Genomic DNA, 12,214 nt, shown 5'->3' with positions numbered 1-12,214 from the left:
ACCCGGTCCATCCGGGCAACCCTCGTCGCAACATCGAGGGTGAGTCGCCTCATTTTGTGGGGGGACATACAGTCTAGTGGTGACGCCCGCTGGGAAGCGGAAGGCTGTCGCTCATCTGGTGGATGCCCATAGGATGAGCGAACGGCGCGCGTGTAAAGCCATCGGCTGCTGCCGTATGACCATGAGATATCGGACGCCCCAGGCTGTCGATGCTAACCTTCGCCAGCGCATGAGGGCGATCGCCCAGGAGCGCCGCCGCTTCGGCTATCGGCGGCTGCATGTTCTGCTCAGGCGGGAGGGGTATCTGATCAGCCACAAGAAGCTCTTCCAGGGAATGCCCCACAGAAGGCAATCCAGCACACCACCGCCGCGCATTGCAGCACAACGAACTGCGGAGTGCCGCGAATGATCCGATTGCATGAAAAACACGATGATGAAGAGCGATCTTTTCCTCATCCTGCTTTTCAAGCCGCAGGATGGCGTCGATATTTTCTAACGGTCTTTTCGGTGATTCCTGCGCTGACATCGTCAGCTCGCGATCTGCTCGGCGGCTCGCCGCGCTGACTGTCGGGTCCGATCGAGTGTCTCATCTCCGGCTTTCTCGGCTCGGGCACGCGCTTCACATTTCGAGCGAAGCTCCTCAATCTCATCATCTGTGAGGTGCTCGATTCCCACCAGACTATTGCGCGCCGCGCTCACGCGAATGAGTTCGTCCAGCTTCACCTGAATGGCCGCGCTGTCACGGTTTTGCGAGTTCTGAATCAGAAATACCATAAGGAAAGTTACGATTGTGGTCCCAGTATTAATGACCAACTGCCACGTGTCCGAGAACTGGAAGAGTGGGCCGCTGATGCCCCATACGACCACCACACCCGCGGCTAACAGGAAGGTCGAGGCGCGGCCAGCCGCAAGCGAAGTCTTGTTAGCCAAATCACCGAAGAATTTTGAGATCCGGGATGGTTCGTGTCTCATGATTTTAGCCTCTACCACCGACCGTAGTGTTGTGTTGGGGCAAAAGTTCCGCGTTAGAAACTATGCTCTGCGCCATACTCTGTGAAATGCTTTTCGCGGGCGCTCCCGAGAGCAGGTATTGAAAGCGATCGCGGAGTACGTCCTAATCCGCGCCCGCTTGAGCCGACCTCAACCCTGGAATTTCACTTGCTCCGGACTCCAGACGGATCGCCAAGGCTTCGAGTCATGCCGGTCCACAAGCCAGCTGCGGAAAAATCTCTCACGCGAAGCGTTTTCCACGAGCGACCAGGTCGCAATATCGGGTCTCGTACTCTTTCGCCATCCGGCTTGCGGCGAAGCGCTCCTCGAACCGGGCGCGGACCATGCGTCGGTCCAGCTGGGATAGTTCTTTCACTGCCCTGATCGCCTGCTCCTCACCATCGACGATGAAGCCGGTGACGCCGTCCTCCACGACTTCCGGCACTGAGCCTGATCGATAGGCGATCACGGGCGTCCCGCACGCCATCGCCTCGATCATGACCAGACCGAACGGCTCGGGCCAATCGATCGGAAACAGCAGGCCTGCTGCATTCGCGAGAAAAGGCTGTTTCTTCGCGTCGTCGACCTCGCCGACGAGCTGAACCGTCTGGCCAGCGATGTTCGGCTCGAGCTTGTTCTTGAAGTAGGCCGTCTCCGCCCGAGGAATCTTCGCAGCGATCCGCAGGGGCATCCGCGCCGCCCGCGCGATGCGGATGGCATCTTCCGGCCCCTTGTCCGCCGTCAGCAGCCCCAGAAAGGCCAGGTACCAACCTGGCTCGTAGGATGGCCGAAACATATCCTTGGGCAGTCCGTGCTGGATCGTCGCAATCCAGTTCGCCTCCGGATGCGGACGACGCTGGTCGGCGGAAATCGAGACGAACGGAGCGTCCGCAAAGGCACCGATTACCTGGGGCAGACCGGGAAGGTCTAGCCGGCCGTGCATCGTCGTGAGGAAAGGCACGCCGGCTCGGCTGAGCACCGGAAGGGGCAACCAGTCGACGTGCGAGTGGATCACGTCGAAGTCGCGCGCTCGCTCGGCGACGGCTTCGATCAGAAGCGCGCAGGCTGCGCTCGGATCCGCCCCTTTCTGCCCCAGGCGCAGCGCGCGCGGCCACACGGCGTGAAGCTTTCCCTTTGTCTTGGAGTCCTCGCTTGCAAACAGGGTGACGTCGTGTCCGAGTTCGACCAGTTCGTCCACGAGCCAGGCGATCACTCGCTCAGTGCCGCCGTAGAGCTTGGGAGGTACGCTCTCGGCCAACGGAGCAAGCTGGGCAATCCGCATCGGCTAGACCCCGAACACGAATCGCAGGACTGTCACGATCCTCGCGGAAATGAGGGACGAAATCGCGAGCAACGTCCAATAAGGCCTCGTGCTTCCGCAGACCACGTGCGCTGCGAGCGTCTTCACGGCCGTCAACGTCCGTCTCGAGGAAGCCGCTGCAGGTAGGCTATCCCGAAGCCAGCGAGCTCTTCGGTATCGCTCTCGCGCGGCTTCGACCGCCCGTGGAGGTGGCGCTCCAGCAGGCAGCGCCGGCTGTCGTGCGCATCGACCTCGGGGTGGCGCGCCCGGTACACCATCCAGGCGGTCTCCGTGGCGTTCTTCAAAACAACTTTGTCGACCATGCTCACTCTCCGGAGACGAACCCAGTCGCTGCCAACTCAAGGCATTTCGGAAAGTTTCCGGATTTTCCCGACAGTAGACGAAGGGAGGAGGCTCAAGATGCTCTGCGCCCGCGTACTTGCCGCACGCCGGCGCTGCAGGCGTTGGATTCGGCCAATCCATGTGGAGGCGACAGTGGGGCGCGGGCTTCGCACGACAGCTGCTCGACCGGACCATCCCGTCCGGTTTGCGGCCCGGAAAACTTGGCTTGAAATCGAGTACCGTCCTGCCCTTCTCCGCAAACGGCCATCCGAGGTTTAGGCGTTCGACTAGGCTTGCGAGAAGATGTCGAGATCCGGAAGGCGCGCGGCCACTGGCCCGAATTTCCGCCCAGACGGGCCCCGCGCGCGGCACTCGGTCCCACCCCGGCCTAGACCACCACATTGGAGGAGAGCTTGCCGACGTGCCGCAGGCATCGCGGCTCGCCTTGGTGTCTTCAGCTGAGTTTGGGCGGCTCAATGTGTGTATCTTTTGATACTTTGCGCATCGTTATGCTTTGCTACTGTTTCCCGGAACGGAGGGGGCGTGGCATGGACCAGCTAAAGAAAGCACTGGGGCAACTCACCCCCCACACTGTCCGAATTGCCGCATCACTATGAGATGGTTCCGCTCGGAGCTGGTGCGCGACAACACGGAAGAGACAATCGCTCACCTTTTCGTCTGCCCCAACTGCAAACGCGCAGAGCGGAGCGATACAAAGTTCACTCCGATGCGCGGGTCGCCCGACAAACTGGCATCCCAGGTTTCGCGCCTTGACTGGTGGAAGGTAAGCCGCCAGGGGCGGCCCTAACTGAAACGCGCCGGAAGAGCGGCGGGCGCCAGCGAATGTGTCCTTTTCAATCAGGAAGCAGGAGGAGCGTCGCAGCTTAGAAGATCGCCGGGTGTCACAACACCTGACGACCAGAGCACTCACGGGCCAGCTACGGTACCGGGTGAAAAACCGTTCTGCGGTTGCCTGTTTCTCAGAGCGCAAGCGACTTTCCGCTCGTGGCCGACCGCCGAACCGAGGCGTGCCGATTACGGCTGATTACGGCACATGGAATGGGAATGCACGGCCCCGGCTGTTTCTCCCAACCTGCGGCTGGGGCCGTTTAGACCTGCGTTGCATCGCTCAACCCGGTCCGCCACCCTTTTAGAGGTATTGCCATCGCGCTATTTGGGCTGACCATTCTTTTCGCAACTCGATCAGCGCTCTTCTATGGTCGAAATACTGACGCTGCGCGCACGGTTGTGCGGGAGATTAGTCGCGGTTTGGGGTTGTAGGTGCGTCGTGCTGCGCTCATTCGGGCGGGGATGCGAGCTTCCTCAACGGCTATTTCTTCAACAGTATCCCTATCCTTCGCGCCATTCGCCTCACACATCCTGCGTGACGGCCCAGCTCGGCTGCGACTCTTCGATACGCCAGCGCCTGCCCGGGCCAGCTTGGATAATTGCTGGACCTCACGGTCGGCCCATTGCTTTGGCTTTTGTGTTTTCATGATGCTGCGGTCAAACCTGCCGCAATTTAACCATTGCGCCTGGTTACCGGCACTTGGGAAATTTACGGGTGGTGCCGGCCACCACGATATCATTGCGAGCACATCATCGTTTGACAGCGCATCTATAAGCTTATCGACCGCTGAAGCTGGGTTGTGTAGCCGCACGGATATCGTGCAGCACGCGCGAGCGTCATGTCGCTCACATGGACCTTTTCCATCTATGGAAAGAAGACCGGGGGATGGTGGTTTTCCCCGACGGTCCGACATCGGATCGCACGCTGCGGGATGCCTGCGGTGACTACATCGAAGCTATAGCCGTCGATTCGGACGAAGACGATCCGGACGACGATGGCGAGGATGATGAGACCTGACCGCAGCTGCATTTGAGGGCTTGAGTCAAAGTCCGGCCATAATGATCTTTAAGGGCAGCTGAGAATTGCGATGGCGGGCGCTCTGCGGGGCGTTTCCTCTGGAGGCGACCGCGGATGCTGGAGTAAGCGCGCGTTCCAAGGCGTAATTGCGTGATCAGGTCAGGGCTGAAGAGGTCCTTCTCTCCGCGCCGAAATTCCTTCCCTGTATCGTTCGCGAGCACCGCATGTACAGCAAAAGCCGTGGCGGAGCCGTGTGGTCCGTCAGAGCACAAAGGTTTCAACCAGGACGAATGTCCAGTCGGAACATTGCATCAAATGAAGAGCGTTGGCGCTCGAGACGAAAGCCAACCGCAGCAAGCATATCGAGTGGCGGTCGGGGCCAGGAAAAACAAAAAATTAGTTCTCGCGCATAATCATAATGACTCCAACGCAAAAACAAAAAATAAGGTGGGAAAAACATGGGAGGCTGGAATGGAAACCGCACAGCGCTTGCGCGCGATGGCGCGCTCTGTCGGCAGAGTGCCGCGCTTCATCCTGACAGAAGCTGGAAACTGCTCGCCGAGGCAGAATACTGGGAGCATTTGGCGGCGACTCCTCTCCCAACAGACATTGAACGCTGCTTCATCCCTGGTCAGCATGACTTAGCTGCTGCCTAGCGCTCACCTTTTGTCGTTTTGAAAATCGGATTGGGGTAAATGAGTATTCTTTGGGGCCAGTGGATGACTTCGTGTACCAACGAACGGCCGATGTGTCCCGTATGCAAACACCGGATGGCATTGGCGCGCATCTCTCCCGGCAAGTCCGGATTCGAGACGCGCACGTTCGAATGCTCGACCTGCGAACGTACCGAGACGGCGTCGTTCGCTGTGGATCCAATGAAGACAGATGCGGTCGGTTGGCTTGCAGGCGAATTGAACCCGCCTCGGTGAGCTTGGTGCTGTTGGTGATGCAGCCGGATGAATGTCCAATCGGCAGCACGAACGTTGTGCTATCGTGAGTACAATGGTGTGCCGGGACCTGGGTGGCGTTTCCGGATTGCAAGAGCATCGAGCGCAGTGCGATAGATTTCAGCGTTGCTGTGATCTCGAACCCGAATTGCAGAATTGTGGGACATCAGTTCTGGTCGCACCAGCGTGAGCTCCGCTGCGAGACGTTCTGCTTGGTCCGCCGCTCCTTGTCGATCTTCTAAGATCATTCCGCCCTGATGCTGGCATGTTGCATCGGTGACAAGCTCGAATTCATAGTACGGCATGAAAGCCTCTCTACAAGGCCCCGCTCAGAGCGTACCTGCGCTCCCCATCAGATGAATTATCGTATGTGAATGCGAAAGCTGGTTTGTGGAAGGATGCGGACCGACTTTCGACCAATGGCCATATCCGGTGACGCTGTGGCGGGCTGATGCTGTTCGCCGAAGTCCACAAAATCTGCGCCCTGGCTTGCGGGCCATCTACGTACCACCATACCGAAGCCTTGGTTGCGAGACGCGAAAGGCAGTAGCTTTGGTGCGATCGAGGAACTTCGGAGCTTCAACAATATTCTGTCATGATCAACAAGGAGGGATCCGCATGCCGATGCAGACCGTGATGGACAGTACCGGCGACAGCCGTCACTTCTTCGATGCGGACGATGCAGGGGAAGTAGCCAAGGCGGAGCAGCGATTCCGCGAGCTGACGAACGTCGGCTTCACCGCCGCGGTCCGGACCGGTTCAGGTCAGGTGTCGCGGATCCGATCGTTCGCCCCCACTGCGGAAGAAACTCTCTTCTTCCCCAGGCTGGTCGGCGGCTGAATCGCGAAGCCGTGCGGCTGTTCAGACGCTCGCGGCCGGGTGAACGCTCACGGATGAGAGCTGCAAAGGCGCTGTTCATTCGACACGGCGCCGAGAGCACTCCGGAAGGACGCGCGCTGCTGCTGCTGCTGCTGCATTACCTCTCGCCTGTCCAACGGCGGCAATTCGCGGAAAAGGGTTATTTCGAGGTAATCGGCGGCGACACGGGCAACCACTATAGGATCTATGCGGGAGCGGCTGCGAATGTCTGCGAGATCGGCGAAAACGGCGGTCCAAGGATCGGCTTGTGTTTCCTGCCCGTTGGCGATCTTCCGATTGGAGACGTCATGCTGGCCCAGAAGATCGCGCTCGAAACGTGCGAGGGCAGCGCGCTCGCGGTAGCCCGAAAGTTCACTCCCAGCCGTTTCTTGTTCAGCCGGTCCCGCCCGCTTCGCTAGCCGCGCGGCGTCGTGTCAGTCAAGTTTGGGCGTGACGTCTCCTATTGGGCCTTCGCTTCCATGACGGGCTGCCGCTACATGCCCGTTCACCGGGGTAGACCGGAAGTCATCACATCGGGAGCAGGCCGACGCGATTGACCCTGGCTGTGTGAAAACGCCATTGCGCTGCTATGATTCTCTCGATGATTCTCGGGAGAGAATTAATGAGGCGGTTCATTGAAGAGGCGGATCGTGGGCAGTCGACGCTGCTGCCCGAATGCCTCGATGATTTCGTTGACGAAGGCAACCCGGTTCGCGTGATCGACGTGTTTGTCGATGCGCTCGATTTGGCGGAAATGGGCTTCGATGGGGTGGACCCGGCCGCGACCGGACGGCCGTCGTACCATCCTTCGGTGCTCCTGAAGCTTTATATCTACGGTTATCTGAACCGGGTTCAGTCGAGCCGGCGGTTGGAGCGAGAGGCCGGCCGCAATGTCGAGGTGATGTGGTTGCTGGGCCGGCTCGTGCCTGATCACAAGACGATCGCGGACTTCCGCAAGGACAACGGCCTGGGGCTACGCAAGGTATGTGCGCGCTTCGTTGAGCTTTGCCGTGAGATGGGCCTTCTCGCGACGGCGAGCGTTGCCATCGATGGCAGCAAGTTCAAGGCCGTGAACAACCGGGACAGGAACTTCACGCGGGCAAAGGTGGAGCGGCGGCGTGCCCAACTGGAGGAGAGCGTCGCCCGCTATCTGAGCCAGCTTGACACCGCCGACCGGCAGGAGCCGACCGAAGCGCTGGCCGCGAAGGTGACAAGGCTCAAGGAGAAGCTGGCGAAGGTGAAAGAGCAAATGGGCAAGCTTGCCGTCTACGAGAAGCAGATGCTGGCTTCGCCCGACCAGCAGATATCTCTGACCGATCCCGACAGCCGCTCGATGGCAACCAGCGGCCGCGGCTCGGGCGTCGTCGGCTACAACGTGCAGGTCGCTGTGGATACCGATCATCACCTGATCATTACCCATGAGGTGACGAACAGCGGCTCGGATCGAGCGCAACTCGCCAATATGGCCAGGCAGGCAAAGAATGTATTGCAGACCGAGACCCTCGATGCCGTTGCCGACCGCGGCTACTTCAGCAGCCCGGAGATCCTCGCCTGCCACGAGGCCGGCATCACGGTGACCCTGCCCAAGCCGATGACTTCGGGCGCCAAGTCGGACGGACGCTTCGGCAAGCAGGACTTTGTCTATTTGCCGGAGGACGACGCCTATCGTTGTCCGGCCGGGGAGCGGTTGCCGTATCGCTATACAAACGAAGAAGCCGACAAGATGCTGCGGCGCTACTGGACCAACGCCTGCAAGAATTGTTCGATCAAATCCCAGTGCACGCCCGGGTCCGAGCGACGGATCACGCGATGGGAACACGAGCATCTGCTCGACGCCGTGCAGCAGCGGCTCGATGCGAACCCGCTCGCCATGCGACTACGTCGCGAGACCGTCGAGCATCCGTTCGGCACCATGAAGGCGCGCATGGGTGCGACGCACTTCCTGACCAAAACCCTCCCAAAAGTCGCCGCCGAAATGGCCCTCTCGGTCCTGGCCTACAATCTGACCCGGGTTATGAACATCGTGGGGACCAAGCCGTTGATGGCCGCGATCGTGGCCTGACGCTAAACGGTGCGGCTTTCTCCCGGCTTCCCCGAATGGAGTTTTTACACGGCCAAGACCCATTCCGGACGTCTATGCTGGCTGAAATAGAGCCGCCATGGTTAGATTAGGGGTCGAACAGAAGCTTACTCTTCTCACTGCATTACTGTTTTCTTTGGCTGACCCTGAACTCATTGTCCAAGATAGCCAGGACGACGCGATGAAATTTCATCAAGCTAAGTTTGGAATGAGCCAATTGCCTGCAGACGAAGTGGGTCAAGATTTTCCATTGATAATCGCAACGATGCCGGCAAGCTCGCGGCAACGTGCCGTAGCAGTCGGTGTCATCGTCCTTTTGATGGTGGCGGCGGCAGTTATGGCACCATACGCGAACATACAGGTCCGCCGAATTGACTCATTCATCCCGGTTTTGCAAACCGTCTTAGCCGTTGCCGATCTCCTCACGGCAATTTTTCTGTTCGCTCAATTTTCTATCCAACCGCAACGCGCGTTGCTTGCGCTCGCGAGCGCTTACATATTCAGCGGCTCATTTGCATTCCTGCAGACGCTCGCTTTTCCGGGCGGGTACGCGCCCGACGGTCTGATTGGTGACGGACCTAACACTCCAGCTTGGATTTACGTGCTTTGGCACAGCACGTTTACGGCGGCTGTCCTTGTCTATGCAATCTCCAAAGACACCATCGGAAACAGCAAGTTTCCGGCCGGATCCAAAATGGCACCGATCATAGTTACTGTTAGTGGTGTCCTTGCGACGATTGCTGTACTCACTTGGATCGTATGCACAAAGACGGAATACCTGCCAAGCTTCTTCACTAATGACATCAGATTGCAGACGAAATTTGGGAATCAGGTCAACCTCGCGCTGTGGCTCTGGGGTGCTACCGCGACAGCGGTATTGCTGTTACGCAGACGTACGATCCTAGATTTGTGGTTGATCGTGACGTTGCTTGCCTACATGCCTAGCTTCTTGGTGGCAATCATCGGCAGCTCGATACGATTTACGATTGGTTGGTACGCAGCTAGATGCTTTGTTCTCGTTGCCAGTTGCATGTTGCTGAGCGTGCTGATCGTCGAAACAATCTTTCTCTATTCACGTCTCGCCAGTGCGATCATTTTACAAGGCCGCGAACGCGCCAACCGACTTTTGAGCATAGATGCTGTCACGGCGGCCATTGCCCACGAACTAAGGACGCCGTTGGCAGCGATATCGCTTAATGCCAACACCGCGCGGAGCCAACTTCGTTCGAAGCCTCCAGAGCTTGATCAAATGGACGATATACTCAGTGATATAGAAGGCGACAGCTTTCGCGCGAACGAAATCATTACGAGCATTCGCGAACTGTCAAAGAAAACGACTGATCGAAGCGCATCTACACGTATTGAGGATGCGGTTCGCTTAATACTTAGACTGTTGCATCATGAGCTTACAGTCCATGAAGTAGCTGTCACCACAGAATTTGAGAGTAGTCTCCCAGAGGTGCATCTAGATAGCACGCAATTGCAGCAAGTGCTCTTGAACCTCGTCAAGAACGCTGTAGACGCAATGCACTCCGTGCCTCCAGAAGCCCGACATCTGCGGCTCACAGCGAGTTTAAACGGCCAGTCGAGGATACTATTGTCGGTTGAGGACTCCGGGCCTGGAATTCCGGTTGAGGATCGCGAGCGCATATTCGATCCATTCTTTACGAAGAAGTCCGCTGGTATCGGCTTGGGCCTCGCCATCGCTTCTAGCTTGGTAGCGGGCTTCGGAGGCACATTGCGGCTCGCCAAGTCAGACTGCGCTGGTTCCGTTTTTCAGATCGAGATACCGGCCAGCGGGCAACACTCGGCCAAGCAGGTGCGATCTTTGGACTATCTGCGAAGTAGCGGCGGCATTCAACAGGTCCGCTCACCGGCGCACGAACTTCATGGTCGGGCGTTGGACCGCCTCGGCGATGGCTTCCGCATCTCGGAAGTCATTCTTCTGTCCCTTCGAATATCCGACGTCTCCCGGCACGCTGGTGTATCGGTTTCAACGATCCGGGTATGGGAATCCCGGGGACTTCTGTCTCCGGCCTACACGGCTTCGGGCAGACGAGCCTATCGGCAGTCGGACGTCGTGACCGCGATCGCCATCAAGCGCATGCGAATGGTGGAGGGAATGAAGATCCCCGAGATCAAGACCACGCTTGCGTCCATGCCGTGCGAAGACGGCGAAGAAACGTCCGTGGAGGAAAACGAAACGCAGTTCGAATTTGGCGCCGAGCTGCGGCTGACCTTGCCCCGCGGGTTTAATCCGGTTTGAAGTTCGTTCTGGCCCACGACAAGGACCAGAGCATGAAGCGCAGCCGCTTTTCGGAAGAGCAGATCATCGGGATCTTGAAGGAGCATGAGGCCGGCGTGTCGGTCGCCGATCTGTGCCTCAAGCATGGCCTCAGCGACGCCAGCGTCAACAAATGGAAGGCCAAGTTCGGCCATGAACGTTGTCGAGGGAAAGATTGCCCTGCTGACGCGAGACGGCTTTGCAGCCGAACTCTCTCGTCTAGGCTGTAACTTCAAACGGACTTGGCTTGGAGGACTGCTTCATGGGCATTGTCTTGTGTCGTATTGCCCGCTTCTGCTTCGGCGGTCTTGCTGCGACACATGCAGTTCCCGGACGCTCTTCTTCACCGCGTGCCCCTGCGTGGAAGGCTCGTCAAACACCCGCAATCCGACTCACTCCCCTTCAAATCCTTCTCCATCCGCCGACAAAGCAGGAAGAACAAATGAGGTCTGAGAGACGCGTCTGAAAATGGACGAGGTGCCGAACGATCTGAGCACATTCCTGCGTTAGCTCTCGCCAAATAGCGTTGCCTCGCCTCGACGTGCTGAGAGCTATCGGATCATCATCTAGCGGAGCGATACCTCCAATTCCCGACCGCTGCCTTAGGTCCCAACGCATCGCAATCTTGGAACGATGTCAGCCGACGATTCGCATCTGAACCGGCACCAGATCGGCGTTCCTTTACCTTCTCGAATTAAGGTCAACGCGGCAGAGGAATTGAACTGGTCGGCGACATTAGGTCGAGAGACGTACAAACTCACTCAGAAGAAGGTCGGGTGCTCGGCGGCAAACTCGAATAGGTGATCTGGGTAAGCCCCATAGAGATCCCGCGCGACGAGCCGATTTTCCGGTTACAAACCCTTGTCCCCCCGGAAATCAGTCCTATTTCAGCTGCGCCCGCGTTGGCACTCGCGGGCAATGATTGCTAGCAACGTCAAATCATCAGCCAGTGTAAACGCTTAGGAGATCTCATGGAATTTCGTCCGCTTCACGACCGCGTCGTGGTCAGGCGCATCGACGCAGAGGAAAAGACCGCTGGCGGCATTATCATTCCGGACACTGCGAAGGAAAAGCCTTCCCAAGGTGAAGTCATCGCAGTCGGCCCCGGTGGCCGCGACGAGAGCGGCAAGCTGATCCCGATCGACGTCCTGGTCGGCGACCGCATCCTGTTCGGCAAGTGGTCAGGCACCGAGGTCAAGATCGACGGCCAGGAGCTGTTGATCATGAAGGAGAGCGACATCATGGGCGTTCTCACTGACGCGTCCGCCAAGAAGAAGGCCGCTTAAACCATCGCTCGCACCGCTCATCCTGAGGGGCGCCTGCTGGGCGTCGCCAAGGGTGAGACCAAGTAAAATTTTCAGGAAACCCACATGTCAGCCAAAGAAGTCAAGTTCGGCGTTGACGCGCGCGACAGGATGCTGCGCGGCGTCGAAATTCTCAACAACGCGGTGAAGGTGACGCTGGGCCCCAAGGGCCGCAACGTCGTGCTCGACAAGTCGTTCGGCGCTCCCCGCATCACCAAGGACGGCGTCACCGTCGCCAAGGA

10 protein-coding genes and 4 pseudogenes are annotated in these 12,214 nt (G+C 58.5%); 10 read left to right on the top strand and 4 right to left on the bottom strand.

Annotation, left to right across the window (positions count from 1 at the left end; translation table 11 throughout):
• Positions 1–76: 76 nt before the first annotated feature.
• Positions 77–331: pseudogene (locus tag AC0L23_RS39190) on the top strand (IS3 family transposase); the annotation flags it as partial.
• Between the two features lie 197 nt (positions 332–528).
• Here AC0L23_RS39190 and AC0L23_RS39185 read toward each other — a convergent pair.
• From AC0L23_RS39185 to AC0L23_RS39175, 3 genes are all read right to left on the bottom strand, one after another.
• On the bottom strand, positions 529–972 hold the full coding sequence (locus AC0L23_RS39185; RefSeq protein ID WP_259219212.1) for a low affinity iron permease family protein: 444 nt from the start codon (positions 970–972) through the stop codon (positions 529–531).
• A 259-nt stretch (positions 973–1,231) separates the two neighbouring features.
• Positions 1,232–2,272 carry a glycosyltransferase family 4 protein gene (locus tag AC0L23_RS39180; RefSeq protein WP_473358337.1) on the bottom strand — a complete coding sequence of 347 codons (1,041 nt, stop codon included), beginning with the start codon at positions 2,270–2,272 and terminating at the stop codon, positions 1,232–1,234.
• A 131-nt stretch (positions 2,273–2,403) separates the two neighbouring features.
• On the bottom strand, positions 2,404–2,613 hold the full coding sequence (locus AC0L23_RS39175; protein ID WP_219685554.1) for a hypothetical protein: 210 nt from the start codon (positions 2,611–2,613) through the stop codon (positions 2,404–2,406).
• 1,718 nt (positions 2,614–4,331) lie between these two features.
• On the opposite strand from AC0L23_RS39175, the gene AC0L23_RS39170 reads away from it, so the two are divergent.
• On the top strand, positions 4,332–4,499 hold the full coding sequence (locus AC0L23_RS39170; protein ID WP_473358336.1) for a hypothetical protein: 168 nt from the start codon (positions 4,332–4,334) through the stop codon (positions 4,497–4,499).
• Positions 4,500–5,487: 988 nt separating this feature from the next.
• On the opposite strand, the gene AC0L23_RS39165 is transcribed toward AC0L23_RS39170, so the two are convergent.
• Positions 5,488–5,751: a DUF6894 family protein gene (locus AC0L23_RS39165; protein ID WP_374762395.1), complete on the bottom strand. Its 264-nt coding sequence runs from the start codon at positions 5,749–5,751 to the stop codon at positions 5,488–5,490.
• Positions 5,752–6,064: 313 nt separating this feature from the next.
• On the opposite strand from AC0L23_RS39165, the gene AC0L23_RS39160 reads away from it, so the two are divergent.
• The 8 genes and pseudogenes from AC0L23_RS39160 to groEL form a co-directional block, all read left to right on the top strand.
• Positions 6,065–6,286, top strand: coding sequence for a hypothetical protein (locus AC0L23_RS39160; protein ID WP_473358335.1), 222 nt, complete (start codon positions 6,065–6,067; stop codon positions 6,284–6,286).
• A 53-nt stretch (positions 6,287–6,339) separates the two neighbouring features.
• Complete coding sequence (locus AC0L23_RS39155; protein WP_473358334.1) at positions 6,340–6,723, top strand: hypothetical protein; 384 nt, start codon at positions 6,340–6,342, stop codon at positions 6,721–6,723.
• A gap of 203 nt (positions 6,724–6,926) precedes the next feature.
• On the top strand, positions 6,927–8,366 hold the full coding sequence (locus AC0L23_RS39150) for an IS1182 family transposase (RefSeq protein ID WP_259219207.1): 1,440 nt from the start codon (positions 6,927–6,929) through the stop codon (positions 8,364–8,366).
• 97 nt (positions 8,367–8,463) lie between these two features.
• Positions 8,464–10,167 (top strand): annotated as a pseudogene (locus AC0L23_RS39145) (MASE4 domain-containing protein); the annotation flags it as partial.
• 144 nt (positions 10,168–10,311) lie between these two features.
• On the top strand, positions 10,312–10,650 hold the full coding sequence (locus tag AC0L23_RS39140; RefSeq protein WP_473358338.1) for a MerR family transcriptional regulator: 339 nt from the start codon (positions 10,312–10,314) through the stop codon (positions 10,648–10,650).
• 32 nt (positions 10,651–10,682) lie between these two features.
• Positions 10,683–10,820 (top strand): annotated as a pseudogene (locus tag AC0L23_RS39135) (transposase); the annotation flags it as partial.
• 819 nt (positions 10,821–11,639) lie between these two features.
• On the top strand, positions 11,640–11,954 hold the full coding sequence (locus AC0L23_RS39130) for a co-chaperone GroES (RefSeq protein ID WP_473266274.1): 315 nt from the start codon (positions 11,640–11,642) through the stop codon (positions 11,952–11,954).
• An 84-nt stretch (positions 11,955–12,038) separates the two neighbouring features.
• Positions 12,039–12,214, top strand: a pseudogene (gene groEL, locus AC0L23_RS39125) (chaperonin GroEL); the annotation flags it as partial.

The organism is Bradyrhizobium sp. MI1.4 (assembly GCF_055811315.1).
The sequence above is the reverse complement of the archived record's forward strand: the minus strand, read 5'-3'. Positions and strand labels throughout refer to the sequence as shown.

What these genes read in the sequence shown, in the direction of transcription:
- AC0L23_RS39185 (WP_259219212.1), bottom strand. Translation starts at nt 972, where the DNA reads ATGAGACACGAACCATCCCGGATCTCAAAATTCTTCGGTGATTTGGCT.
- AC0L23_RS39180 (WP_473358337.1), bottom strand. Translation starts at nt 2,272, where the DNA reads ATGCGGATTGCCCAGCTTGCTCCGTTGGCCGAGAGCGTACCTCCCAAG.
- AC0L23_RS39175 (WP_219685554.1), bottom strand. Translation starts at nt 2,613, where the DNA reads ATGGTCGACAAAGTTGTTTTGAAGAACGCCACGGAGACCGCCTGGATG.
- AC0L23_RS39170 (WP_473358336.1), top strand. Translation starts at nt 4,332, where the DNA reads ATGGACCTTTTCCATCTATGGAAAGAAGACCGGGGGATGGTGGTTTTC.
- AC0L23_RS39165 (WP_374762395.1), bottom strand. Translation starts at nt 5,751, where the DNA reads ATGCCGTACTATGAATTCGAGCTTGTCACCGATGCAACATGCCAGCAT.
- AC0L23_RS39160 (WP_473358335.1), top strand. Translation starts at nt 6,065, where the DNA reads ATGCCGATGCAGACCGTGATGGACAGTACCGGCGACAGCCGTCACTTC.
- AC0L23_RS39155 (WP_473358334.1), top strand. Translation starts at nt 6,340, where the DNA reads ATGAGAGCTGCAAAGGCGCTGTTCATTCGACACGGCGCCGAGAGCACT.
- AC0L23_RS39150 (WP_259219207.1), top strand. Translation starts at nt 6,927, where the DNA reads ATGAGGCGGTTCATTGAAGAGGCGGATCGTGGGCAGTCGACGCTGCTG.
- AC0L23_RS39130 (WP_473266274.1), top strand. Translation starts at nt 11,640, where the DNA reads ATGGAATTTCGTCCGCTTCACGACCGCGTCGTGGTCAGGCGCATCGAC.